The organism is Streptomyces sp. NPDC048411, assembly GCF_040704695.1.
In the GTDB taxonomy this organism is placed as follows: Bacteria; Actinomycetota; Actinomycetes; order Streptomycetales; family Streptomycetaceae; genus Streptomyces.
In genome coordinates this window covers 25,589-50,942 of sequence record NZ_JBEZKL010000016.1, presented here as the reverse complement: position 1 = coordinate 50,942, position 25,354 = coordinate 25,589, and the positions used below count along the sequence as shown (strand labels likewise).

The window sequence follows — 25,354 nt, the reverse complement described above, 5'->3', positions numbered from 1 at the left end:
TTGGGACGCCGCCGCCGCATGGCTACAGCACCCGCCCCGCCGCCCCCCGCAACGCGTCGAGGACCGGACGGATCAGGGGATGCCCCTCCGCCCCCTGCCGTACCGCGGCGAACACCCGCCGGGTCGGCGCGCTGCCCTCCACCGGGCGTACCACCACTCCCGCGAGTTCCATCCCCCGCAGCGCCGACCTGGGCACCAGTGCCACCCCGGCCCCCGCTCCGGCAAGTGCCACCACCGCGCGGAAGTCGTCCGAGGAGTGCTCCAGTCTCGGCTGGAAACCGGCGAATTCGCAGGAGAGCACAACCACGTCGTGGCACGGGTTGCCGGGGTACGGGCCGATCCACGGGTCCTTCTCCAGGTCCGCGATCGCCACCTGGTCCTGGCCGGCCAGCCGGTGCCCCACCGGCAGCACAGCGTCGAACGGCTCCGAGTACAGCGGCACCCGGGTCAGCCGCCGGTCGTCGTCACCGGGCGCGCCCCGGTATTCGACGGCGACCGCCACATCGACCTGCCGGTCGAGCACCATCGGCACGCTCGCGTCGCCCTCCGCGTCCTGCACCCGGACCCGGATGCCGGGCGCGGTAAGCGTCAGTTCAGCGATGGCGGGGGCGAGCACGAGCCCGATGCCGGTGGCGAACGCGGCGACCGTGACCGCACCGGCGTCTCCCGCCCCGTACGCGGCGAGCTCCGCCTCGGCCCGTTCCAGCTGGGCCAGCACCGCATTGGTGTGGGTCAGCAGGATCTCGCCGGCCGATGTGAGCCGTGCGCCACGGGCGCTGCGGTCGACCAGCCGGTGGCCGGTCTCCTGTTCCAGGGCGGCGAGCTGCTGGGAGACGGCGGACGGCGTCAGATAGAGCGCGGCGGCTGCCGCAGTCACGGTGCGGTGGTCGGCCACCGCACGGAGAATACGCAGCCGCCGTGCATCGATCATGTGATCCATTGTCCCAGGCCCCGAGGGGTGTACGGGACCTGGGACCGCTCCGCTCGGGGAGCTACTCGCCGAGCGCGGCCCGCGCCTCGACGAACGCGTCCACCGCACGGTTCACGTCGTCCGTGGAGTGCGCGGCCGACAGCTGGACGCGGATGCGCGCCGCGCCCTGCGGGACGACCGGGTAGGAGAACCCGATCACATACACACCGCGCTCCAGGAGCAGCTCCGCCATCCGGCCTGCCTTCGCCGCGTCCCCGATCATCACGGGGGCGATGGCGTGGTCGCCGGGCAGGATGTCGAAGCCTTCCTCGGTCATCCGCTTGCGGAAGAGCGCGGTGTTGGCGTTCAGCCGCTCGCGCAGGTCACCGGCGGACTCCAGCAGGTCGATGACCTTGAGCGAGGCCGCCGCGATGACCGGGGCGAGGGAGTTGGAGAAGAGGTACGGGCGGGACCGCTGGCGCAGCAGTGCGACGATCTCGGCGCGCGCCGCGACGTAGCCGCCGGAGGCACCGCCGAGCGCCTTGCCGAGCGTGCCGGTGATGATGTCGACGCGGTCCATGACGTCGTGCAGTTCGGGCGTGCCGCGGCCGCCGGGGCCCACGAAGCCGACGGCGTGCGAGTCGTCGACCATGACCATGGCGTCGTACCGGTCGGCCAGGTCGCAGATCTCGCGGAGCGGGGCGACGTACCCGTCCATGGAGAACACGCCGTCGGTGACGATGAGCCGGCGCCGCGCCCCGGACGCCTCCTTGAGCTGCTGCTCCAGGTCGTCCATGTCGCGGTTGGCGTAGCGGAACCGCTTGGCCTTGGAGAGGCGGATGCCGTCGATGATGGAAGCGTGGTTGAGGGCGTCGGAGATGACCGCGTCCTCCGGGCCGAGGACGGTCTCGAACACGCCGCCGTTGGCGTCGAAGCAGGAGGAGTAGAGGATCGTGTCCTCCTGGCCGAGGAACGACGAGAGCCGCTGCTCCAGCTCCTTGTGGACCTCCTGCGTGCCGCAGATGAAGCGGACCGAGGCCATCCCGTAGCCCCAGCGGTCCAGCGCCTCGTGGGCGGCGCTGATCACCTCGGGGTGGTCGGCGAGCCCCAGGTAGTTGTTGGCGCAGAAGTTGAGCACCTCACCGGGGCGGCCACCGGCGGTGACGGCGACGGACGCGGACTGCGGGGTGCCGATCACACGCTCGGGCTTGTGAAGTCCGGCGGCCTTGATCTCGTCGAGGGTCGTGCGCATGTCGTCGCGTACGGAGTCGAACATGAGGGGTGTCTCCTGGTGTGTACGGGCCGGTACGAGGTCGGTACGAGGTCGGTCAGACGGTCCAGTCGAGGATGATCTTGCCGCCGCGTCCGCTCGCCGCGTCGTCGAAGGCCGCCTCGAAGTCGCGGTAGCCGTACCGTCCGGTGACCACGGGGGCGAGGTCGAGGCCGCCCTCCAGCAGGACGGACATGGCGTACCAGGTCTCGTACATCTCGCGGCCGTAGATGCCCTTGATCGTGATCATCGAGGTGACGACGCTGGACCAGTCGACCGCGAACTCCTCGGACGGCAGTCCGAGCATGGCGATCCGTCCACCGTGCGTCATGTTCGCGATCATGTCGCGCATGGCCTCGGGGCGGCCGGACATCTCCAGGCCGATGTCGAAGCCCTCGCGCAGGCCGAGGTGGCGCTGGCCGTCGGCGATGGTCTCCTCGGCAACGTTGAGGGCGAGGCTGACGCCGACCTTCCGCGCGAGATCGAGCCGGGCCTCGCTGACGTCGGTGATGACGACGTTGCGGGCGCCCGCGTGCTTGGCGACGGCCGCGGCCATGATGCCGATCGGGCCGGCGCCGGTGATCAGGACGTCCTCGCCGACCAGCGGGAAGGACAGCGCGGTGTGCACGGCGTTGCCGAACGGGTCGAAGATCGCGGCGATGTCGAGGTCGACGGGGACCCGGTGCACCCACACGTTGGAGGCGGGCAGCGCGACGTACTCGGCGAACGCCCCGTCCCGGCCGACGCCGAGCCCGACGGTGGAGCGGCAGAGGTGGCGGCGTCCGGCCAGACAGTTGCGGCACTTCCCGCAGACCAGGTGGCCTTCGCCGCTGACCAGGTCGCCGACGGTGATGTCGACGACGTCGGCGCCGATCGCGGCGACCTCGCCGACGAACTCGTGGCCGAGGACGAGCGGCGTCTTCACGGCCTGCTGCGCCCAGCCGTCGTAGTTGCGGATGTGCAGGTCGGTTCCGCAGATGCCGGTGCGGAGGACCTTGATCAGCACGTCCGAGGGGCCGATCTCCGGCTCGGGAACGTCCATCAGCCAGAGTCCGGGCTCGGCCTTCTGCTTCACAAGTGCCTTCACGGCTGTGGCTCCCTGTACGTGGTGCGAGGTGAACGCCCCGGGCCGGGGCAGCCTCGAAGGCAGCCTGCGGCCCGGGGAAGATGAGAGGGACGACATGGGGGGCAGCACGCACGGTGACCGGCTGCCGCGCACCATCCTCCGCCGTCACGGAGAAATCTGCCGTACCCCGCGCCCCAGGTCCATCGAGGTTTCCTTAAGCGCAGCCGCAGCTCCGCTTCATGCCCGCCCCTGCAAAAGGGGCCGGCCGCCCTTCGGTACGGGCGACCGGCCCCTTGGAACCGCGGGTGCGATCAGTCGCCGATCTCCTGCGGCAGGGTGTCCCGGCCCGGCACCTCCTGGGGCGCGAGGACCCGGTCTTGGGCGCGAGGATCCGGTCGCCCCCCGGGTACGGCTTGGTCCATCCGGTGGACGCGTACCAGGTGATCCGGTTCAGCTGCGCCGGATTCACCTGGTCCTCGCGCGGGTGCGAGCCGCCCGTGGTCTCCGCCCGGATCGCGCTCCACGCCTCCCACTGCGCGGCGATCTCACGCAGATGCGCGGGCACCTGCGGCTGCTGTGCCCCGCTGTCGGCCGTCTTCGCGGCAGCCGCCGAGACCGGCTTCTTCAGCCCGTAGTCCAGCGGGATCCGGTTGGGCAAGGTGGTGTACGGGCTGAGGTCGGGCTTCTCCGTGAACAGGTCGGTCATGGGCTCGGCGGCCCGGTAGACCTGGTTCATCGGCTGCGCGCCGAGGATCTGCTCGATGGTCTTCACGACGTTGATCTGCGTGCAGTACGTGGAGGTGACGGCGCCCCGCTTGGCGTACGGGCTGATCACCCAGAGCGGTGCGCGTCCCCGCATCGGCAGAGGCCTGTCTGCGCACCGGCGGCACGCGCGGGGACGCGCACCGCGAGGCAGGATCGATGCCCGGCCCCGCCACCCGGCTGATGAGAGGTCATCTCATTTGGCACGCTGAGTGGGCTGTTGACCGCGATGGGGGTGGTTGAGCGGCCGGTGCCGGACGAGCTGTGGGAACTGTTCCAGCAGGTCGCGCCGCCTGGCGCCGACCCGGTCGGCGCCAGGCGGCCACCCTCGAGCAGCCCGCCCCCTTGCGCAGGATGTAGACGGTGCCGGCCAGCGTGACGCCGTCCGACGCCGGAAGCCGTACGGGATGGCGATGGCGTCGGCAGGCTGAGGCCAAGCAGACGATCACTTGAGGTCACGGCATGGACGATAGCCAGCGCCGCTGGCACGCAGGGCCCACCGCGAACAGCGGGCCCGTGGCCTGCCCGTGGGCGCGGCTGCAGTAGATGACGGACTCCGCGTCCGCTACGAATGCGGCGCCGCCAACCTCCGTTCGGACCTGGTCGAATTCGCCCGCGGCATCATCTGTACCCGAAGTCATTCCGAAGCCATCAGTTATTGGTTGTCGAGTTGTAGCGGCGGGTTCGGATCGGTGTCGTCGCTCATGAAGTCCTTCATGCCCTGCCACAGCGAGCGGGCCCGGTGGATGGTGACCCCCTGGACACCGGCCAGGACCTCCGCGCGCTCACCGAAGCCGACCGGGAGCGGCGGGAGGCCCAGCGTGGCCAGGGTGCGGATCAGGAGCTCCGACGGCTCGCCCGGGTCGCGCAGCAGCCGTGCCACCTCGCGGGCGTCGCCGCTGCCGGCCGCCGTAACGAACAGCTCCGCGTGCTGTTGCGCGATCTCCTGCGACGGCGTCGTTCTGGGCCCCGCCCATCGGTGCCGGGCGGCCGTTCTGCCCTCGCGGACGACGGTGAGGGCCCGGGAGTCGCTCCCTTCGCAGTGGGCGACCAGGGTGGTCAGTTGAGGAGCGCTGAACGCGGCCTCTGCGACCTTTGTCAGCCCGTCGAGGCGCAGCAGTGTCGCGCGGCGTCCGCGCTTGCCTGGCGTCTCCTGAGATGGGGCCGCCTCCATCAGTGTCCACCGTCCGGCCGGAGCGAGCCGGACGGTGGCCCCGCACAGCAGCAGCTCCTGCGAGGCGCGCTGCGGCGAGGTGGGCACGTACGCGATCTCTTGTGCCGCCTGTGGCTCTGCGGACTCCGGCAGCGGCACCGTAGGGGCGGGGACGGTGCCGTTGCGGGGGATGGAGGCGGCGAGCTGGGACCGGGCGTGGTCCCGGAAGTGCAGAAACGCTTGCAGGGGACTGACTGTGTAGTGCCAGGGGGACGAGGTGGCGTACCGCCCGATGGAGCGGTAGACGTCCAGAGATTCGGCCCAGCGTTCTTGCCGGTTCAGTTCCCACACCAGGTGGTTACGGATCAGGCGGGCATCGCGGTCCTCGGGCAGGCGGGATGTGGAGTACGCCAGCGCGGTGGCGATGATCTTGTCGATCCGTTCGGCGTCGAGAGGTTTCTCGCTGCCGTTCTTGCGTGGGCGTCTCTCCCTCCTGTCCGTCTCGATGTCGACTTCCGTGAGCGCCACGATCTCTAGGGCGCGAACGGGGGAATCCTGCGGGGCGTCGGCGGCGGCGCGGGATGCGTAGTCGAGCATCTCCTTGTGGCTGCCGTACCACTTGGCTGCGAGGAACTGCACGGCTTGGAGGTGGGTGGGCAAGTGGTGGGGCCCGCAGGTGAGCGCATGGACCAGGCAGTCGTCGAAGACATTGCGCGGCGCCTGGGTGCCCATGCAGTGGGTCAGGGCTGCGGACCACGGCACCGGGTCGCCGGGGCTGGCTGCGACGGCCGCTTCGATGGCTGGCAGTGCGTCGTTCAGCAGCGCGAGGAAGGCGCGGAACTGGTCCGGGGCCACGTCTTTCGCGTACGCGCTCGTGCGGACCTTCCATGCCTCGGCGATCCGGCGGAAGGCCTCGATGACGAGGGCGTCAGGGTCGTCGGGCGACTCGGCCTGCCAGGCGTTCAGCCACGCCGCGTCGTCGACGGCGATCTCGGCGAGGGCACGCACGAACTCGTCCCGCAGGATCCAGTTGGCCTTTTCGCGTGTGGCGGCGAGGAGTGCGCGGGCTGGCGCGTACGCGCCACGGCGTGCGGCGGTCAGGGCGCCGGTGGCGTGTGCGTCCGGTGCGTCGACCGCGACTGTGTGGTCCGGCGGCAGCCCGACTCCTGTCGCCTCCAGGTGCCGGACCATGCGTGCTGCCTTACCGAACATGTGCACCCCTCCATAGAACCCGCGTGTGCCCTTCATGATCGTTTCCGTGTCGCGCTCTTGGCAGGATCGGACGTCGACTCGTGTCCATAACGCCGTCGTGACGTGACCGCTACGGCGCTATGTCACGAAGTGTCATGCACCGGCGGCCTGTTCACGGGGTTGTCGGCCCTCTTCCGGGACGGATATGCGGGTGAGTCCTGGTGCGGGCATTCCCGGCGCCCTCTTCTCGGTCTTGCTGGTCACTCCACCAGGGTTCTGTTTCGACTGCCGGAGACCGCCGGGAACCTTCACCCGCCAGCTGGGCGCCGCTGCCAGCATGTCCATGAACGGGTGACGATCCGCGGGGTAGAGAGGGCGCCGGTCCCGACGGCCAGGTCGACCCGGTCCAGGGCCGTCGTGGACCCGAACCGCTTACTCAGCCCCCGCCCCACGACAGCCGCCGTGCCCGAGCCGTCCAACAGCCCTCACCTCATCCGCCGCCACCGTCATCGGGCGGCAACTTACGGACTGTCAACAACGGCGAGGAGACGCCCGGGCGAAGAACGCTCGTTCAGAGCTTCCGCAGAAACGCCCTGATGGCTGACGCGAGCTGCTGCGGCTGGTCCTCCGGGATGAGCGTGCGGCTGTCGGGGATCTCGATGAGCTCGCCCTTGGGGAGCAACTCGGCGAGCCTGCGTCCGTGCTCGGGCGGCATGACCTTGTCCTCGGCCGCCCAGACGACGAGCGCGGGCCGGTCGAAGTCACGCAACTTCTCGGCCCACCACAGCAGTTCGGTCCTGGGCGGCACCCCGAGCACGTATCTGCGCAGATCGCGGCGGATCTCCGCCGACGTCCACAGCGGCCGGAACCACGCGTCCATCACACGGTCCGGCACGGGCCGCTTGCTCATCCGTCCCCAGGTCATCGGCAGCCGCCGCATCGGCTTGAATCTGAGCAGGGCGAATGCGAGATTCAGCCCGCCCGGCACCTTGGCGGAGGCGTACAGCTGAGAGCCGGGCAGACCGGGCGGGAAGTTGTCGAACGCCTCGCAGGAGGTGATGACGAGCTTCCCGATCCGCTGATCACGCCCGTCGGCGACGAGAGCCTGAGCCCCGCCCCAGTCGTTCATGACGAGGGTGACATCGGTGAGGTCGAGCGCATCGAGGAACTCCGCGACCAGCCGGGCAACCCCGAGGACCGACAGGTCGGCGTCCGGCTTCATGGGTCTGCGGTGACCGCCGAGCGGCAGGGTCGGAACCACACACCGGTAGTCGGGGCGCAGATCGGCGACGACGTGCCGCCACAGCGAACCGTCCATGGCGACGCCATGCAGCAGGACGACGACGGGGCCGTCCCCGCCGGTGTCCTGGTACGCCACCGGACCTGCGGAGAGCTGGACTTCCGAGACGAGTGGCGGCGGCGCTGCATGGGTGTGTTCGGTCACGGGGTGTGCACTCTCCTCGGTTGCCTGCGGGCAGGGGGCGGCGCGCAGTCGACCCTACGCCGGTGGGATCGGTCAGTAGAGCAGGTCCAGCTCGGCACGGACCGATTTCCCCGGCGGTACGCGGTCCACCACCGCCCACCGGTCGGCCAGCGCCTCGACCAGGATCAGCCCGTGCCCGCTGCCGGAACCGGGCGGCGGCGCCACCAGCTCCCCCGGCCCCGGCGGGCGCAGCTCGCCCCGGGTGTCCGTGACCTCGATCCGCAGAACGCCCAGCGTGCGCCGGTCGCCCGGAGCGTGGACGAGCCTCAACTCGAAGTCCCGGCCCGGCACCCGGCCGTGCGTCACCGCGTTCGCCGCCAGCTCGGCGACGATCAGCGCAGTCGTCTCGGACGCGTCACCGCCGTAGGGGATGCCCCACTCGTTCAGTTGGTGCAGAGCAAGCTGCCGCGCGAGCCGGGCTCCTCGGGGCGTGGAACTGAGCCGCTGCGCAAACACACGTACGGTGAAAGGCGCTTGGGAGGTGGCGAGTGCTTCCATGCGCCCACCGTGACGGCCGGGAGGACGGTCCCACCAGGTCAAGAACTCGTACGCTGAGTCAGCGTACGAGTGCAGAGTGTGGACAGTACGCGTAACAGTCCGTGACCATGGGCGCGTTGTGGACCGGTACGGGCGGGCACGGGAGGTGGCCGGACATGATGGACGGCGCGGGTGGCACAGTCGGCACGACGGGCGCGGACGGGGAGCCGGAGCCCTCGGACACCCTGAAGGCGTTCGGCGAGGTGGTCAAGGTCTTCCGCAAACGGGCACGGCTCACGCAGGAGGAGTTCGCCCCGAGGGTGCGGTACTCGGTGCCGACGGTCGCCTCGATCGAACAGGGGCGCCGGTTCCCACCGCCCGCGTTCGTGGACCGGGCGGAGGAGGTGCTGGACGCGTTCGGCGTGATCACGGCTGCGGCGAAGCACTTGTCGCGGCGGCAGGGGCTGGCGAAATGGTTCCACCACTGGGCACAGCTTGAGGCGGATGCAGCCATTCTGTACACGTACGAATGCCGGTTGATTCCTGGTCTGCTGCAGACCGAGGCATACGCAAGAGCTCTGTTCAGGGACCAGCTTCCGCCGCTGGGTGACGAACAGATCGAGGCTCGGATGATTGCCCGGGTCGAACGGATGGCCCTTCTGACGGAGCGGCCAAACACCGCGTACAGCTTCATCCTCGAAGAGCACCTGTTCCTGCGCCGTGCAGGCGGAGTCGAGGTCACCCGAGAGCTCATCGACCACATTCTCCTGCTGGCTCAACTCCGCAACATCGAGGTGCAGATCATGCCGCTCGTGCAGGAGAGTCACGCGGGACTGCACGGACCTATGCAGCTCTTGGAGACCCCGGAACACAAGTGGTTCGGCTATGGCGAGGGACAGGAGAGCGGCCACTTCCATACCGATCCGGCAGTCGTCAGCACGCTCCAGATGCGATATGCCAGGATGCGTTCACAGGCTCTCTCCCTGGAGGACTCCATGGGCCTGTTGGAGCGGATGCGAGGAGCAGCATGAGCACCACAGACCTGGCATGGTTCAAGAGCAGTTACAGCAGCGGGTCGGGCGACTCCTGCGTAGAGGTCGCCACCTGCCCCGACACCGTCCACGTCCGGGACTCCAAGGTCGAAGAGAGCCCCCAGCTCGCCCTCTCCCCCGCCGCCTGGACCGGCTTCATCGCGTACGCCGTCCAGCGCTGATCGCGTACCGGAGTTGAGGGTGCCCGTCCGGCCGAAACGGAAGGCACTGCCGGACTGAACGCTTCCGTGGCCGTTGCCCAGATCACGTTTCGGCAGCGTGCCTGCGGGAGCGGCGCACCTTGATAGCGTCGCTCCCGCGATTGCGGACCGCTCCCCGCCGGGGTCGTCGCCGCGCCCGTACGGCCGGTCCATGACGGACGGCCGACGAGGGCGAGGCGGGCTGAGGCACGGGGACGTACGCGGCAAGGACGAAGAGGGCCGACGCATGAGCCTCGCGCAGTTGCATTACACCTCTGCCTCTGCGGGGGACGACGGGGTCGGCGCACGGTTCACTGCGATCGGCGGCGGCATACCCACGCCGGTGCTGACCGAGGCAGAAAAGCTGCTCGGTTACGAGCCTCCGGCCGGGGCGCCGTATCGTCCCACGAACGTCGAACTCCGTTCGTTTCCCGAGACGTTCAGCTTCAGCGAGCTCTCCGACGGCAGCCATCTGCTGAGTCGCACCGTGGCGCTCGGGGGTTCCGGCGCTGGTCACTTCCACGCGCACGCGGTGCATCTGCCAGCCGGCACGCGCCTGCCCGGCGACGCGCTGCCGATCACGGCGTGGCGGTCGCCGCGCTGGGCTTCGACCACGCCGGACAGCGGCACACCGGACCGCATATCCGCCCTGCCCGCGTCCGCCGCCTTCGGGCAGGAGGCGCTCAACGACTTCGCGGTCTCCCGCAGCCCCTGGCTCGCGACGGTCTTCGCCGATCTGCGCCGCGTGAGCGAGAAACCGTCGTCGGCGCAGCTCGTCCTCGTGGAGCGGCAGAGCGCGGACGTGGCCCGGTGGATCGCGCTGGCCGGAGCCGTACTCCCGCCGGAGCACGCCCAGCGGCTGACGTTCACCACGTACACCCGCCGCCCGGCGCACTCGCCGCACCAGGTCATCGGCGTGCTGCCGGACGACGCACCCGCGCTGACCGACCCGGGCTATCGCGTGCACACGTGCTCCGGCCGCGCTCCGGATGGTCCGGTGGACGACGCCTGGGCGGAGACCGTCGCCCGGGTCTGGCGCAGCCGCGCACCGGAACTGTTCCGGGCGGCGGCCGCGCTGCCGGGCGAACCCTTCGCCGCCGGACCACTCGCCTTCACCGCACTGCACGCAGGCATCGCACTCGGCCCGAACGGGCGTGCCGCAGCAGCCGATTGGGCCGGCGAGCGGCCGTACGCACTGAACGAACAGCAGATGCACCGGCTGACCACCGCGCTCACGGCACCGGCCGACGACCGCAGCGCCTCCGAATCGGCGTCCGTGGCCCGGCTGCTGGCAGCGCTCGAAGGACGGGCCCCTGCCGCCACCACGGCGCCGCTCGCCGCACTGCTGGTGACGGAGGCGGTACGGCGCAACGACGCCGCGCTGGCACTCCCGCCGCGCTCGGCGTTCGCCGAACCCGCCACGGTGAAGCTGCTGGCCGACGGACTCGGCCCGGACCTGCTCGCCGAACTCACCTCGGGAGCAACGGAGTCCACGGACGCGGTGACCATCGGGCGCCTGGTGCAGCTGCTCCGGATCGCCCGACTGCTCGACATGGACCTCACCGACCAACTCCCGTCTGTTGCACGGCACATGGCCGCGACGCTACTCGCGGCCCCAGCATCGGACAGTGTCCCCGCACTGCTCGACCTCCTGGACGAACAGTTCGACGTCCGCACGGCGCTCCTCGGCGAACTCGATCAACTCGCCCTGACCGCCCCCTCCGCCGCCGAGGAACTCCTCACTCGCGTCGCCCTCCCCTTCACCGGCGCGCAGGCACTGCCGCATCTGCGGATGTGCGCCGAGGCGCCCCGCGCGAAGAAGCAGGGTTCCGACCGCATCATGGCGCTGCACACGGTTCTGCGCGCCGCCGGGTTCTCGCCGTTCGCGGAGCCGCTGGTCCTGCGCACCGCCGTCGGGCTGATCTGGGGCGACGCCACCCCGACAGCGGGCGAAGCCCGGCTTCTGCTCGGCGAGTCCGGCTCGGACTCGCACCGGACGGCCGGTACGTGGTCCCACCTCGTCGACGCGGCACTCCACGCCCCCTCCGACGACGAGGAGGCGGCGGAACTCGCCCACGATCTGCTGCGCTGCTTCCCTCAGGAGATCGGCATACGGGTCCGCGGTGCGCTGCAACTACTGGAGTTCGCCCGCGACGTCAGGTCCGGCAAGTCGGCGTCCGGCTGGCCCGACCGTGCAAAGGCTCTGCGCGCCCGCGCCGAACCGGTGGAGCCCACTGTGCTGGAGCACGCCTACGGCGCCCTTGCCCACAGCCTGCTCGCGCGGGACCGGCCCGACGCGGAGCTGTACGCATTCGTGCACAGCGACGACGCGAACCTGATCGCCGCCTACGGCCGGGCAGCCCGCCACGTCGACATTCTGGCGCGGCTGCGCTCCGACCCGGCATACGTGGCCGACTGTTTCACCGTCTGGAGCGCCCACCCGCACGCGGGCCGGGCGTGGAGCGATACCCGGGCCGCACTGCTGGAGGAGGTGCTGCGTCCGGTGGTGCGCGGCCTGGCCGGCAGCGAGATCGCGGCAGTGGAGCGGGCTGTCGAGCACACCGGGAGCAGCCGCACGGCAGAGGCGTTCCGGGCCTGGAACCGGCCGGGCACGTTCGGAAGACGGCTGGGCAGCCGGCTGACGGCGCGGGTGCGGCGGTCCTAGGGATCAGGCAACGTTTGCCCTGTTGTGATGTGACGCGCCGTCCGGGGTCCTTCTCTGGACGGCAGGCGGCGGTCACCGTGTGCGGGTGGCGGAACGAGTACGCGTACGCGAACCGCGACTGCCTTCACGGTCGTAGAAGTCGAACGCCTGATGAACGTCTGGGCAGGCGCAGAATCCTAGCGAAGGGAGCGGAAGCTGGTGCGGAGCTCTTCTGTGAAGAGGCGGGGCTGCTCCCAGGCCGCGAAGTGGCCTCCCTTGGGCAGTCTGTTGTAGTGGATGAGGTTGGGGTATGCCTTCTCTGTCCAGCTCTTCGGGGCCTGGTAGATCTCGTCGGGGAAGACGCTCACGGCGACCGGGAGGGAGACGCCCTTGACGCCGAAGAAGGATGCCTTGTTCTCCCAGTAGAGACGGGCCGCGGAAATCGGCGTGCTCGTCAGCCAGTAGAGGGTGGTGTTGTCGAGGACGTCGTCCCGCGACAGGCCTTCGGTGTGCCCGGCGAAGACCCGGGAGATCAGCTTCAAGCTGGGTGTGTCGTGGTCGATCAGGAAGGCTGCCAAACCGACGGGCGAATCCGTCAGTCCGGTCAGCGTCTGGGGGCGCGTCCCCATCATCTGGGCGTAGGCGACATGATGCCTGTAGAAGGATTCCAGTTGCTCAATCGCGCACTTTTCCTCCGCTGAGCGACCGGACGGCACCGGGTTGCCGGCCTGGATCGCCTTGTCGACGGCGGGCGGAACCACGCCAGGCATGTTGGTGTGAATGCCGATCAGTCCCGCAGGCCTCTGCGCAGCCATGAAGTCTGAGATGAGTGCGCCCCAGTCGCCGCCCTGCGCCACATACCGCTTGTATCCGAGGCGCTTCATCAGTTCTGCCCAGGCACGTGCGATGCGCTGAGGGTTCCAGCCGGTCGTGGTCGGCTTGCCGGAGAATCCATATCCCGGCATCGACGGAATCACCAGGTGAAAGGCGTCCGATGCCTTCCCGCCATGTGCCGTGGGATTGGTGAGCGGCTCGATGATCTTCATCTGCTCGATGATCGAGCCGGGCCATCCGTGCGTGACGATCATCGGCAGAGCGTTCTTGTGCTGCGAGCGGACGTGGATGAAATGAATGTCCAGCCCGTCGATCTTGGTGATGAAGTTCGGCACGGCGTTCAGCTTCGCCTCGGCCTTGCGCCAGTCATAGTCCGATGCCCAGTAGCGCGCGAGCGCCTGAACCGTCGCGAGCTGCGTGCCCTGCGACTGGTCCGCGACGGTCTCCTTCTCAGGCCAGCGCGTGGCCAGGATGCGCCGGCGGAGTTCGACCAGATCCTTCTCCGGGAAATGGACAGCGAAGGGACGGATGGTCCCGTCCGGTGACGGAGTGGTGTTACCTCCCGCGGGGTCACCTCCCCTGTCGGCTGTCTGAGCCCAGGGGGTGAACACGCCGAAGGATCCGGCGACCGCTCCAGCCGTCACGGCGGCCGAGACGGAGAGGAATTTCCGCCGAGAGTGAGGCGAAACTATTTCTGACATGGTGAGCCTTCCGGGGTGTTCGACTTCCACCATGTACATGCGAGAAGCCGACGGTGAGAGTGCGATCTGGACGCTGCTGCCGGGGCCGATTGAGCAGGAAGGAGATCAGCGCCTGTCGGACCGGATTACGGCGTAATTGCTGAACGACATCTCGGAGGCGGGCGCTCCGCTCGGCAGAAACCATTTATTTCCGCCTCGCGCACTCATGTGTTTGCCGCGTCGCTGGACGAGGGCCTGTGCCGTCGGTCGGACTCGGTCATGCCTCGGAAATCTCGACCTTGAGCAGGCGGAGCGCCGGTTCTTCGGAAGCGACGGACATGTGGGGCCTCCTTGCCGCGCGAACGGGGAGGCGGGTTTCAGTACCGGGTTCACCTGCGCTTCTTCGCAGGTGAACGGGTCGCCCGACGAAGACTTGCCGCCCGTTCGTTCTACCAACGCCTTCATCATGGGGCCGGGCTGCTACCTCGGCAATCCGATACATGACCCAGAGTTACCGAAGGCGAGACGTCGAATTCCGAGCCTCGCCGTTTCAGCCGGGATGAGGCGCGGCGCGAAACGAACTTAACCTCACCATTTGAGGCGCAGGACACGAGAAGGTGTGGGCCGCCTGACTGCGGCGGTGTACCCGCCGTCCGTCGTGTCCTGGCTGATGGTGAAGCTGCGGGCCAATTCAGTTGGCAACAGTGCGCCCATGTCGTGAACTTGATCCCATGACATTCACAACTCAGGTGCCCCGCACAGCCATTGTCACCGGCGCAGCACGCGGCATCGGCGCCGCGGTGGCCAGGCAGCTGGCTCGCGACGGCCTCGCGGTCGGTGTGATCGACCTGGACGAGGCGGACTGCGCCGGCACCGTGCAGACCATCAAGGACGACGGCGGGTCGGCGACGGCGGTCGCCGCCGACGTCGCAGACGAAGCGGCGGTTACTGCCGCCGTCGCCCGGGTCGCCGCCGAGCTGGGCCCCCCGACGGTCCTGGTCAACAACGCCGGAGTCGGTCCCCGTGCCGACCTCGTGGAGATGACCACGGAGCAGTGGGACACGGTCCTGGGGGTCAATCTGCGCGGCCCGTTCCTCGCCACCCGGGCCGTCGCTCCGCACATGATCGCGGCCGGCTGGGGGCGGATCGTCACCATGTCGAGCATCTCCGCGGTCGGTGACGCCGCCCGTGTCGACTACGGCAGCGCGAAGGCAGGTCTGCTCGGCTTCACCAAATCGCTCGCCCTGCAGCTCGGCCGGCACGGCATCACCGCCAACGCGATCGCCCCGGGCTTCGTGGTGAGCGACATGACCAGGACCTCGGCCCGCCGACTGGGCCTCGGCTTCGAGGAGTTCCAGCACAACGCGGCGCAGTCCATTCCGGTCGGAAGAGTGGGTCAGCCGGAGGACATCGCCCATACGGCGTCCTACCTGGTGAGCCCCGGGGCGGGGTTCGTCTCCGGCCAGGTCATCTATGTGGCGGGCGGGCCGGTGGACTGAGCTCCTCTTAACCTCCGGTGTTCTGTGACGTCGAACCTGGACCACCTGCCATCGAAGTGGAGACCGGCTGAGATGTTGTCGGGGTGTTCATGCTTCTATGCGCAGCCAGGTGTTGCCTGCGCGGAGCCAGAGGAAACCGTCGCGGCCTTGGCCGCAGCGCAGGACGACTCGACCGGGCATCCGCAGCCGACGGCGGCTGGTTACTGCCCAGGTGGTGCCGTTGAGCTCGGCACGTACGAGTTCGACGGACCGCTTGTTGTGGTCTCGGCGGGTGAGTACTGCCCGGTTGCCGCGGACCGCGAATCCGTCCGGGTCGGGGACGGGGCTGCGGTAGCTGGCGACGTCGCCGGTGGACGGAGTGATCCGTGTCAGGAAGGTGCCGCCTCTGCTGCTGCCGGAGTACCAGACGAGCCACACCTGTTCGTTCTCGGTCGCGGCGGTGCAGCCTTCCAGTGGGTGGTCGGGCAGCCGGCCCTCGGGAGCCCAGGAGGTCTGGCCCTGGGTGTCCCAGCCCGCCAGGCCCGCTCCTGACTCGGGGTGGCCGCCGTAGATGCCCTCGTCGCCGTAAGCCGTCCAGATGCCTCCGTGGACGTCGGTGGTCAGGGCGGGAATGTCATCACCGACGCAGAACTCGGCCTCAGGTGTACCTGACGGGGAGAACACCACAGCGTTGGGTGCCCAGGGGCCCTCGGTCTCGTTCCGGAACGTACGGCCGCTGACCAGAAGGAATCGGGAATCCGGGAGGAGGGCCAGGTGGCTGGGCCGAATCCGAATGTCCTTCACGGGGGTGCGCCGTTCCTCCTGCGCTGTGACGGTGATCAATTCACCGGTGAACGGGATGTCCGGCCTCTGCCCGATCCACCCCTTGAGGTAACGGTTGCGATCAAGGTAGCGCCGGTGGACCAACAGGACCGCAAGCTGCCCGGCGGGCCCGACGCTCCACCAGAGGGCTCGGTGCCCCCGCACGGCATCGGCAACGGGAAGCCGCCACACGTGGTGTATCGCGGTATCGGAACGAGCAGTCATGGGGCGGAGATTCATTGACAGTCGCCTCTGGGACTCCGGGAGCTGAGCCGCCCGAAGACCGCTACCTTACCGACCCTCGGGCATTCTCCGGATGCCGAGGCGGCCTTTGCCTGATCATGTGCTCCGGCCAAGGTGCACTGATCAAGACGAAGGCCGTGAAGGTGGGTCTGCTGCCTGAAGCTGTCCCGGGGGAAGCGTTCGCGGAGGCCGGCTCCGGGAGGCCGTCATCCCGAAGGTTCGGCGGTGCGGCGGGCGGGCCGTGTGGCCCGCCCGTCCGTCCGATGAACCGTCAGGCGAGGGTGACCTCGACCGGGAGCTTCTTGATGCCGTTGACGAAGTTGGAGCGGACGCGTGGCACGTCACCCGCCAGGCGGATGTCGGCGAGGCGCGGGATGAGCTCCTCGAACATGATGCGGATCTCGGTGCGGGCGAGGAGGTTGCCCAGGCACAGGTGGGGGCTGCCCTTGCCGAAGGTGACGTGGTCGTTGTCGGCGCGGGTGACGTCGAAGTCGTAGGGGTTGCCGAAGACCTTCTCGTCGCGGTTGCCGGAGGCGTACCACATGACGACCTTGTCGCCCTCCTTGACCTGCTTGCCGCCGAGTTCGACGTCGCGGGTCGCGGTGCGACGGAAGTGGTAGACGGGCGATGCCCAGCGCAGGAACTCCTCCACCGCGTTCGGGATCAGAGAGGGATCGGCCTGGAGCCTGGCCAGTTGCTCGGGGTGCTGGATCAGCGCGAGCATGGAGTGCGAGATGGTGTGCCGGGTGGTCTCGTTGCCGGCTACCACCAGGAGCAGGAAGTAGTTGTCGAAGTCCTGCTCGGACAGGGGGACGCCGTCGCGCGGGGTCTCGTTGACGAGTTTGGAGACCAGGTCGGTGCCGGTGCCGCCGCGGCGCCGGCGGGCAAGTTCGCGGCCGTACTCGAAGACCTCGATGGATGCGGGCGAGCGGAAGGGGAGGTCGCGGTACTTCTCGCTCTCCGCGCTGTGCAGGAGGACGTCGGCATAGTCGGGGTCGGTGTTGCCGATGATCCGGTTGCCCCAGTCGATGAGCTGCTGGTTGTCCTCCGGCGGTACGTCCAGGAGGCGGGCCAGGACGTTGATGGGGAAGTCCGCGGAGACGTCGGCAACGAAGTCGAAGGTGCCCTTGGCCAGGGCTGCGTCAAGGGTCTTGGCCGTCAGGCCGCGCAGGAAGTCCGTGTACTGGTTGATGACACCCTGGCCGAACTGGCGCTGCAGGAGGCTGCGCATCGCGCGGTGGCGGACGCCGTCCAGTTCCAGGATCGAGGCGCGCTTCTTGATCTGGTCCTCGTCGACTTCCTCGAGGTTGACGAACTTCGTCGAGGTGAAGGTCTCGGCGTCGCGGTCGACCCTGGCGATGTCCTCGTGCCGGGTGACGGCCCAGAAGCCGGAGTTGGGGGCCTCCTCGGGCTGCCAGTGCACGGGGTCCTCGTGGCGCAGGGTGTGGAACATGCGCCATGGGGTGACGCCGTCCAGGAAGTTGTCGTTGTCGGCGAGGTCGACCTCGTCGAGGGGCATGGGGTCGAAGGGGTTCGGCATGCGGTGCTCCTGTGGGCGGTGCGGATCGATCAGAGGTGGTAGGAGTACTCGGTGAACTCCCAGTCGGTGACATGGCGGTTGAAGCGGTCGAGCTCGTCACGCTTGTAGGCGAGGAAGGATTCGGTGAAGTCCTTGCCGAGGATCTCGATGAGGGCCTCGTCGGCCTCCAGTGCGTCGAGCGCGGCGGGCAGGCTCATCGGCAGCATCTGGGACTTCTGCGGGTCGTAGCCGTAGCCCTCCAGCGGGGCCGGCGGCTCCTGGCCTTCCCGTACGCCGAGCAGTACGGCGGCGGAGAGGGCGGCGATCGCCAGATACGGGTTGGCACTGGCGTCGCCGAGCCGCACCTCCAGACGGGCGCCGGAACCGCGCTCGGGCGGGATGCGGACCATGGCACTGCGGTTGTCCAGACCCCAGTCGATCAGCCAGGGGGCGAGGGTGCCCGGTCCGAACCGTTTGTACGAGTTCACGGTCGGGTTCAGCAGCGCGGCCAGGGCCGGGGCGTGAGCCAGGATGCCGGCGATGGCGTGGCGCCCGGTGTCCGACAGCCCGAAGGCTCCGGACGGGTCGTCGAAGACATTGCGGCCCTGGGCGTCCTCGCCCGAGAAGTGGAGATGGAAGCCCGAGCCGCCCGCGTCGTTGAAGGGCTTGGCCATGAAGGTCGCGAGCTTCCCCTCCTTACGGGCCAGTTCCTTGACGGCCGACTTGAAGAGGAAGGAGCGGTCGGCGGCGTCCATGGCCTCGGAGTGCGTCAGGTTGATCTCGAACTGCCCGGCGTCGAACTCGTGGTTCCCCGTGACGACACCGATTCCGAGGTCACGCAACTGCCGCAGTGTGCGCAGCAGATGGTTGTCGGCATCGGCACGCAGCCCGGCGGTGTAGATGACACCCGTGGTGGCCTGCGCGTAGCGGCGCCAGCCACTCGGCGTTCCCGGGGCCCCGTCGAGCAGGAAGTACTCCAGCTCGGGGCCGACGACGGGGTGCAGTCCGGCCTCCGCGCATCGGGCCAGGACAGCGCGCAGCAGGTCGCGCGGTGACTCGGGGCTGGGCGCGCCGGTGGCGGGGTCGGTGGTGTCGCCGAGGCACCAGGCGACGCCGGGCTCCCACGGGAGGACGTGGACCGCGTCCAGGTCGGGTCGTACGGCGATGTCCGGCAGCCCGGCATCCAGTCCGCCCGGCACGGCGACGACGTCACCCTGAGGACTGGTGTGGTACACGGCACGACAGAAGGCGAGTCCGTGTTCGCAGGCCGAGGGCAGGTGGTCCAGGAGGACGTCGCGGGCACGGTCGGTGCCGATGAGGTCGGGGTAGGTCACCCGGACCACGTCGATGCCGTCGGCGGCGAGCCGATCCATGTGCCGGCGGACTTCTGGGGTGTCTTGAGCGCTCACCGATGTCTCCTCGGCGGATGTGAACGGGCGTGATGGCCGACGGCCCGATGTCCTGCCGGTCCGATGACGGCCTGGCGGGGGCTCTGGGCTTGGGACCAGAAGCGGGGGCGGCGCCCGAGCTTGTCGTTTGGCGGCAAACGGTATGGACCGCTGTCACCTTCCCGCAAGGGCCTGGACCAAAGAATTTATCCATCCGGATAGGTGTTGACCAGGGCCCGACCCCTTCCTATCTTGTTTGAAGCCAAACGAGTAGGGGGCTCTTCGGACCCCTTTGGCCGAGGGCCCGGCCGCGGGCCGGGCCCTCCTCCCCCGCCATCTGCGCCCCGATGCCCCTCACATCCAGGAGGACCGGCCATGAAGGTCGTCGTCGACATGAACAAATGCCAGGACCACGGCCAGTGCGTCTTCGCGGCCCCCGACGTCTTCCGGCTCGACGACAACGGGCGCTTGGCCTACGTCTCCGACCCGGACGACGCGCTGCGCGACGAGGTCGAGGAAGCCGCGGACGTCTGTCCGCTGCAGGCCATCCGGATCGAGGACTGACATGACCACGGAACGCATCGTCGTGGTCGGCGCCTCCATGGCCGGCCTGCGCGCGGCCGAACAGCTGCGCGCAGCCGGCTGGACCGGAACGATCACGGTCATCGGGGACGAGCCTCACATGCCGTACAACCGGCCCCCGCTCTCCAAGGAGGTGCTCGCCGGCAAGGCGCCCTTCGAGTCCCTCGCCTTCACCCCGCGGGCGAGCGCCGCCGACGTGGAGTGGCGGCTCGGCACCTCCGTCACCGCCGGCCGCCTCGCCGAGCGCGTCGTCGTCCTGGACGACGGCACGGAACTGGCCTTCGCCGGCCTGGTCGTGGCCACCGGCATGCGATCCCGACGGCTGCGCTGCGACGGCCCCTGCGGACCTGACAGCGGCCGCCATACGGTACGCACGCTCGCCGACGCCCAGGGGCTGCGGGACGAGCTGATCCGGCCCGGCGTACGCGTGGTCGTGGTCGGCGCCGGTTTCATCGGCTGCGAGGTCGCCGCGACCGCCGTCGGCCTCGGCGTCACCGAAGTGACCGTCGTCGACCCCGAACCGCTGCCGATGCTGCGCCCCCTGGGCGAACTACTGGCGCGCGCGCTGCACAAGCGGCACGAGGAGCGCGGGGTGCGCTTCGCACTCGGCACCGGCGTCTTGGGCTTCGAGGGCGAGGACCGGGTCACCGGAGTCGTCCTGAGCGACGGGACGGTCCTTGCGGCCGACGTCGTCGTGGAGTCCGTCGGCTCGGTCGCCAACACCGAGTGGCTCGACGGCAACGGCCTGGACCTGAGCGACGGTGTGCTGACGGACGAGCAGCTGCGCGTCGGCGAATTCCCGTACGTCGTCGCGGTCGGCGATGTCGCCCGCTTCCCCAACGCCCGCTACGACGGCGTCCCCCGCCGCGTCGAGCACTGGTCGATCCCCGGCGACACCGCCAAGCACGCCGCGAAGAGCCTCGTCGCCCATCTCACCGGGGCCGACGCCGAGGCGGGCCCCTTCGCGCCGCTTCCCACCTTCTGGAGCGACCAGCACGAGTTCAGGCTGCAGTCCTTCGGCGCCCCGGTACTCGGCATCGGCGATGTCCGGGTCCTCGACGGCGACCCGGACGGCGACGTCCTGGTCGGCTACCACACCGACGGCCGCCTGGTCGGCGTCGTCGCCCTCGGCGGCCATGCCGCCACCACCGGCGCCGCCCGCTGCCGCGCCCAGCTGCTCAAGCAGCCTGCCCTCACCTCGTAAGGAACATCTGTCATGGCCAGTGTCCGTGGTTACTTCCACCCCAAGACGGCGACCGGCGACTCGTCGCTGATCCCCTCGCCGCCCTGGCGCTACTCCGGCGACCTGCTCACCGTCGAGTACCGCACCGATCCCGCCCGTGTGCGCGAACTGCTCCCGGCACCACTGGAGTTGGCGGAAGAGGACCCGGGTGCCGTCGCGCTGATCTGGGCCGACTGGCAGTCCTGCTCGACCAGCGGGCAGGAGCTGCTCGACCCGGTGCTCTCCCAGTACAAGGAGGCCTTCGCGGTCGTCCGCTGCTCCTACAAGGGACGGACGTACTCCCGCTGCGTCTACATCTGGGTCGACAAGGACTTCGCGATAGCCCGCGGACTGCACCAGGGCTACCCGAAGAAGCTCGGCTCCATCCACCAGACGCGCCCGCACCCGTACGGGCCTGCCCCGCGGATCGAGGCGGGCGCCCGCTTCGGCGCCACGCTCGCCGCGGCCGACCGGCGGCTCGCCCAGGCCGTGGTCACCCTGCGGGAGCCGTCCGGGACCAACGGCTTCGTCAACGGCCATCCGATGGCCCACCACCGCTGGCTGCCCTCCATCGAGAAGGGCAAGGGGCTCGCGCTCGACGAGCTGATCGAGACCGGTGCGGCGTCCTTCGAGGCCGGGCAGCCCTGGACCGGTGACGCCGATCTCGAACTGTTCGAGGCCCCCACCGAGGAGCTGGCCCGCCTGGTGATCCGGGAACCGATCGCCGCGTACTACCGCCAGGTCGGCGTCGTCTGGGACGGCGGCACGCTGCTGGAGTCCGGCACCTCGGCAGCCGAGTAACGGCCTCCCCCGCGATAGGGAGCGGGCTCCCGACGCCCTGCGACTCCGCTTGCGGCGTTGTCGTCAGTCACCGACGCTCCGCGTCGACTCCCTCCTCCGCCTTGCAATCGAAGCCGCATGACGCCGCTCGCTGATCCACCCCCTATCGCGGGGGAGGCCGTAACCCCTCTATGCCCCAGACCACTTGGAGACCGGACATGACCGAACACACCCTCACCGTGGCCGGGGTCGCCGTCGACACCCGGCACTGGATCGGCGGCGAGCGCATCGCCTCCTCCGAGACCTTCACCGATGTATCGCCCATCGACGGCAGCGCCCTCGGCGAGATCTCCCGGGGCACCGCGACGGAGGCCGCAGCCGCTGTCGCCGCCGCGAAGGCCGCCTTCCCCGGCTGGGCCGCCACGGCGCGCGCCGAGCGGGCCCGCATCCTGCACGCCATCGCCGACGGTGTCGACAAGCGCATCGAGGATCTGGCGATCGTCGAGACCCACGACAACGCGGCTCTGCTGCGCTCGCACCGCCGCGGTGTGATGCCGCGCGTGGCGCACAACTTCCGCTTCTTCGCCGACTGGCTGCTTAAGCTGGAGCACGAGGAATTCGAGACACGCGGCCACACCAACCAGGTCAGCTGGGACCCGGCCGGCCCCTGCGTGCTGATCACCCCGTGGAACGCCCCACTGATGCTGGCCACCTGGAAGATCGCCCCCGCGCTCGCCGCCGGGAACACGGTGATCCTCAAGCCTGCCGAGTGGACCCCGCTCACGGCATCACTCCTCGCGGACATCGCCGCCGAGGCGGGCCTGCCGGCCGGTGTGCTCAACGTCGTGCAGGGCTATGGCGCCGAGGCGGGGAACGCGCTCGTCTCCCATCCCGATGTACGCCGGATCAGCTTCACCGGTTCCGTACCGACCGCGAAGGCCATCGGCGCCGCGTCCGCCGCGAACCTCGTGCCCACCAGCTTCGAACTCGGCGGCAAGTCACCCCTGTTGGTCTTCGCCGACGCCGACCTCGACCTCGCGGTCGACCTCGCCGTGGAGCAGTACGACAACGCCGGACAGGTCTGCCTGGCCGCGACCCGCATCCTCGTCGAGGAGTCGATCGCCGACGAGTTCACCAAGCGGTTCGCCCAGAAGGCCGCCACCCTCAAGCAGGGCGACCCACGCGACGAGGCCACCGACCTCGGCCCCAACATCCACCCCCGCCAACTGGAGAAGATCGACGGCTTCGTGCAGCGGGCGCTGGCGGCCGGTGCACGCGCGGTCATCGGCGGTGCACCCAACACGGACCTCGGCGGCCTCTACTACCGACCGACCCTGCTCACCCACGTCGCCCAGGACAGCGAGATCGTCCAGGAGGAGGTCTTCGGCCCGGTCCTGACCCTCCAGACCTTCGCAACCGAGCAGGAGGCGGTCGCGCTCGCCAACGACACCCGCTTCGGTCTCGCCGCGACCCTTGCCACCGGCGATCACGAGCGCGCCGAGCGCGTCACTGCGCAGCTCGTCGCGGGCACGGTCTGGGTCAACTGCTTCTTCGTACGAGATCTGCAGGCGCCGTTCGGCGGCTCCCGCCAGTCCGGAGTCGGCCGCGAGGGCGGCACCTGGAGCTTCGACTTCTACTGCGACCTCAAGAACACCGTCACCGCACCCAAGGGATGGCGGAACCATGGGTGAGATCGTCGGGGCGGGCCTGCTCGCCCATGTCCCCACCATCGTGCTGCCGGAGGCCGACCGGCTCGACCTCAACGAGGGCAAGGAGATCACCCTCGTCACCGGCCTGCAGCAGCTGCGCCGCGAAGTCTTCGAGCGCGACACCTACGACACGGTCGTCGTCCTCGACTCGCACTGGGCCACCACGGTCGAGTTCGTCGTCACCGCCCAGCAGCGCCGCGCCGGGCTCTTCACCTCCGAGGAACTGCCGCGCGGCATGTGCCGAATGCCGTACGACTTCCCCGGCGACCCCGAACTCGCCCGCAACATCGAGAAGTTCGCCGACAAGCACGGCACCTGGATCACCGCAATCGACGACGACTACCTGCCGATCTACTACGCCACCATCAACCTCTGGAAGTTCCTCGGCGAGGGCCTTCCCGACAAGAAGTGGGTGACCATCGGGGTCTGCCAGACCGGCGACATGGAAGACCACCTGCGGCTGGGCCGGGCACTGGCCGACGGCATCGCGGCCACGCCCGGCCGCCGGGTCCTCCTCATCGCCTCCGGCGCGCTCTCTCATACCTTCTGGCCACTGCGCGAACTGCGCGACCACGAGGCGAGCGACACCGCCCACATCTTCACTGCCGAGGCCCGCGAGGCCGACCACGAGCGCATCGCCTGGTTCAAGGAGGGCCGCCACGACAAGGTCCTCGACACCATGAACGAGTTCTGGAAGTACAAGCCCGAGGCGAAGTTCTTCCACTACCTGATGATGGCCGGCGCGCTCGGTGAGAGCGCGTGCACGGCCAAGGGCCGCCAGTACGGCGAGTACGAGAACTCCATCGGCACCGGCCAGGTCCACCTCTGGTTCGATCGCCCCGCCGACGGCTGGACCGGCACCGGCCTGCCCGTATCTCCCTCCCCGCGCACCCCGCACAGCCGCTCCTAGAAAGGCCCGCCATGCCCGAGTACCGCCGCATCCTCCTCGCCGGAGCCGCCGTCGAGACCCTCCGTGACGGAGACGAACTCGTCGCCGGAGACGGCCGCCGCGTCAAGATCGACGACGCCCAGCACCTGCCGCCGGTCGTGCCGTCGAAGGTTGTCGCCGTCCACCTCAACCACCGAAGCCGCGTCGACGAGTTCCAGATCGACCTCACCCCGACCCCGACCTACTTCCACAAGCCGACCTCCGCCCTCAACTCCCACAAGGGCGCCGTCGTCCGCCCCGAGGGCTGCACATGGCTCAACTACGAGGGCGAGGTCGCCATCGTCATCGGCAGGACGGCGCGCAACATCTCCCCGGCCCAGGCGGGCGACTACATCGCGGGCTACACCGTCGCCAACGACTACGGCCTGCACGACTTCCGCGACACCGATGCCGGCTCCATGCTCCGCGTCAAGGGTTCCGACACCCTCTGCCCCCTCGGACCGGGTCTCGTCACCGACTGGGACTTCCACGGCAAATACCTGCGCACCTACGTCAACGGTGAGGTCGTCCAGGACGGCTCGACCGACGAGATGGAGTGGGACATGCACTACCTCGTCGCCGACATCGCCCGCACCATCACCCTCCACCCCGGCGACGTCCTGCTGTCCGGCACCCCGGCCAACTCCCGCCCCGTACAGCCTGGCGACGTCGTCGAGGTGGAAGTCGAGGGCCTCGGCCGGCTCACCAACCACATCGTCTCCGGACCCACCCCCATCCGCACCGACGTCGGCGCCCAGCCCACCGAGTCCGAGGAAGTGCTGTCCACCGCGCTCGGCGGCGACTGGGAGTTCCGCGGCGTCCGCCCGCCCAAGCGCTGACAGCGCCGCACGACCGCGCCGCACCAGGCCTGACGCGAGAGGTCGCACGGTGCGGCGCGCCCGTACGGACAGCTCTTCACCGCGCGCCCGGGCCCTTGCCCACGCGTGCACCCCCATCCACAACCGGCAGGTAGGGTCCCCGA

General features: G+C 69.4%; 21 protein-coding genes. 10 read left to right on the top strand and 11 right to left on the bottom strand.

Going from position 1 to position 25,354, the window contains the following annotated elements:
- Positions 1–22 precede the first annotated feature (22 nt).
- The 7 genes from AB0915_RS09010 to AB0915_RS08980 all read right to left on the bottom strand — a co-directional run bounded on the left by AB0915_RS09010 (position 23) and on the right by AB0915_RS08980 (position 8,333).
- Positions 23–931, bottom strand: coding sequence for a LysR family transcriptional regulator (locus AB0915_RS09010; protein WP_366690436.1), 909 nt, complete (start codon positions 929–931; stop codon positions 23–25).
- Between the two features lie 61 nt (positions 932–992).
- Complete coding sequence (locus tag AB0915_RS09005) at positions 993–2,186, bottom strand: glycine C-acetyltransferase (protein ID WP_366690435.1); 1,194 nt, start codon at positions 2,184–2,186, stop codon at positions 993–995.
- A 52-nt stretch (positions 2,187–2,238) separates the two neighbouring features.
- Complete coding sequence (gene tdh, locus AB0915_RS09000; RefSeq protein WP_366690434.1) at positions 2,239–3,267, bottom strand: L-threonine 3-dehydrogenase; 1,029 nt, start codon at positions 3,265–3,267, stop codon at positions 2,239–2,241.
- Between the two features lie 193 nt (positions 3,268–3,460).
- Positions 3,461–4,105, bottom strand: a complete 645-nt coding sequence (locus AB0915_RS08995) for a hypothetical protein (protein WP_366690433.1) — start codon at positions 4,103–4,105, stop codon at positions 3,461–3,463.
- Between the two features lie 558 nt (positions 4,106–4,663).
- Positions 4,664–6,373 carry a hypothetical protein gene (locus AB0915_RS08990; RefSeq protein ID WP_366690432.1) on the bottom strand — a complete coding sequence of 570 codons (1,710 nt, stop codon included), beginning with the start codon at positions 6,371–6,373 and terminating at the stop codon, positions 4,664–4,666.
- A 550-nt stretch (positions 6,374–6,923) separates the two neighbouring features.
- A complete protein-coding gene (locus AB0915_RS08985) occupies positions 6,924–7,796 on the bottom strand; it encodes an alpha/beta hydrolase (protein ID WP_366690431.1) in 873 nt (290 codons plus the stop codon).
- Between the two features lie 72 nt (positions 7,797–7,868).
- The gene (locus tag AB0915_RS08980; protein WP_366690430.1) at positions 7,869–8,333 is read right to left on the bottom strand and encodes an ATP-binding protein; all 465 of its coding nucleotides are present in this window, start codon (positions 8,331–8,333) and stop codon (positions 7,869–7,871) included.
- Between the two features lie 155 nt (positions 8,334–8,488).
- On the opposite strand from AB0915_RS08980, the gene AB0915_RS08975 reads away from it, so the two are divergent.
- From AB0915_RS08975 to AB0915_RS08965, 3 genes are all read left to right on the top strand, one after another.
- The gene (locus AB0915_RS08975) at positions 8,489–9,343 is read left to right on the top strand and encodes a helix-turn-helix transcriptional regulator (protein ID WP_366690465.1); all 855 of its coding nucleotides are present in this window, start codon (positions 8,489–8,491) and stop codon (positions 9,341–9,343) included.
- Positions 9,340–9,525 carry a DUF397 domain-containing protein gene (locus AB0915_RS08970; protein ID WP_366690429.1) on the top strand — a complete coding sequence of 62 codons (186 nt, stop codon included), beginning with the start codon at positions 9,340–9,342 and terminating at the stop codon, positions 9,523–9,525. Before AB0915_RS08975 ends, AB0915_RS08970 begins: the two co-directional genes overlap by 4 nt.
- Positions 9,526–9,790: 265 nt before the next feature.
- On the top strand, positions 9,791–12,208 hold the full coding sequence (locus AB0915_RS08965; RefSeq protein ID WP_366690464.1) for a GTPase-associated protein 1-related protein: 2,418 nt from the start codon (positions 9,791–9,793) through the stop codon (positions 12,206–12,208).
- Between the two features lie 176 nt (positions 12,209–12,384).
- On the opposite strand, the gene AB0915_RS08960 is transcribed toward AB0915_RS08965, so the two are convergent.
- A complete protein-coding gene (locus tag AB0915_RS08960; protein ID WP_366690428.1) occupies positions 12,385–13,632 on the bottom strand; it encodes an epoxide hydrolase family protein in 1,248 nt (415 codons plus the stop codon).
- 800 nt (positions 13,633–14,432) lie between these two features.
- Between AB0915_RS08960 and AB0915_RS08955 the strand changes: the two genes are divergently transcribed.
- Positions 14,433–15,200, top strand: coding sequence for an SDR family NAD(P)-dependent oxidoreductase (locus tag AB0915_RS08955; RefSeq protein WP_366690427.1), 768 nt, complete (start codon positions 14,433–14,435; stop codon positions 15,198–15,200).
- Positions 15,201–15,287: 87 nt separating this feature from the next.
- Here the strand turns inward: AB0915_RS08955 and AB0915_RS08950 are convergent, their stop codons facing one another.
- The 3 genes from AB0915_RS08950 to AB0915_RS08940 all read right to left on the bottom strand — a co-directional run bounded on the left by AB0915_RS08950 (position 15,288) and on the right by AB0915_RS08940 (position 19,172).
- Positions 15,288–16,226: a hypothetical protein gene (locus AB0915_RS08950; protein ID WP_366690426.1), complete on the bottom strand. Its 939-nt coding sequence runs from the start codon at positions 16,224–16,226 to the stop codon at positions 15,288–15,290.
- Between the two features lie 289 nt (positions 16,227–16,515).
- Positions 16,516–17,784 carry a cytochrome P450 gene (locus AB0915_RS08945; RefSeq protein ID WP_366690425.1) on the bottom strand — a complete coding sequence of 423 codons (1,269 nt, stop codon included), beginning with the start codon at positions 17,782–17,784 and terminating at the stop codon, positions 16,516–16,518.
- A gap of 29 nt (positions 17,785–17,813) precedes the next feature.
- Positions 17,814–19,172 (bottom strand): glutamine synthetase family protein, encoded by a 1,359-nt coding sequence (locus AB0915_RS08940; protein ID WP_366690424.1) that lies wholly within the window; start codon positions 19,170–19,172, stop codon positions 17,814–17,816.
- Positions 19,173–19,526: 354 nt separating this feature from the next.
- Between AB0915_RS08940 and AB0915_RS08935 the strand changes: the two genes are divergently transcribed.
- The 6 genes from AB0915_RS08935 (at position 19,527) to AB0915_RS08910 (ending at position 25,211) form a co-directional block, all read left to right on the top strand.
- Complete coding sequence (locus AB0915_RS08935; RefSeq protein ID WP_366690423.1) at positions 19,527–19,715, top strand: ferredoxin; 189 nt, start codon at positions 19,527–19,529, stop codon at positions 19,713–19,715.
- 1 nt (position 19,716) lies between these two features.
- Positions 19,717–20,937 carry an FAD-dependent oxidoreductase gene (locus AB0915_RS08930; RefSeq protein ID WP_366690422.1) on the top strand — a complete coding sequence of 407 codons (1,221 nt, stop codon included), beginning with the start codon at positions 19,717–19,719 and terminating at the stop codon, positions 20,935–20,937.
- A 12-nt stretch (positions 20,938–20,949) separates the two neighbouring features.
- Complete coding sequence (locus tag AB0915_RS08925; RefSeq protein ID WP_366690421.1) at positions 20,950–21,756, top strand: acetoacetate decarboxylase family protein; 807 nt, start codon at positions 20,950–20,952, stop codon at positions 21,754–21,756.
- A 197-nt stretch (positions 21,757–21,953) separates the two neighbouring features.
- Positions 21,954–23,426, top strand: a complete 1,473-nt coding sequence (locus AB0915_RS08920) for an aldehyde dehydrogenase (RefSeq protein ID WP_366690420.1) — start codon at positions 21,954–21,956, stop codon at positions 23,424–23,426.
- Positions 23,419–24,354: a 3,4-dihydroxyphenylacetate 2,3-dioxygenase gene (locus AB0915_RS08915; RefSeq protein ID WP_366690419.1), complete on the top strand. Its 936-nt coding sequence runs from the start codon at positions 23,419–23,421 to the stop codon at positions 24,352–24,354. Before AB0915_RS08920 ends, AB0915_RS08915 begins: the two co-directional genes overlap by 8 nt.
- 11 nt (positions 24,355–24,365) lie before the next feature.
- A complete protein-coding gene (locus AB0915_RS08910; RefSeq protein ID WP_366690418.1) occupies positions 24,366–25,211 on the top strand; it encodes a fumarylacetoacetate hydrolase family protein in 846 nt (281 codons plus the stop codon).
- Positions 25,212–25,354 lie beyond the last annotated feature (143 nt).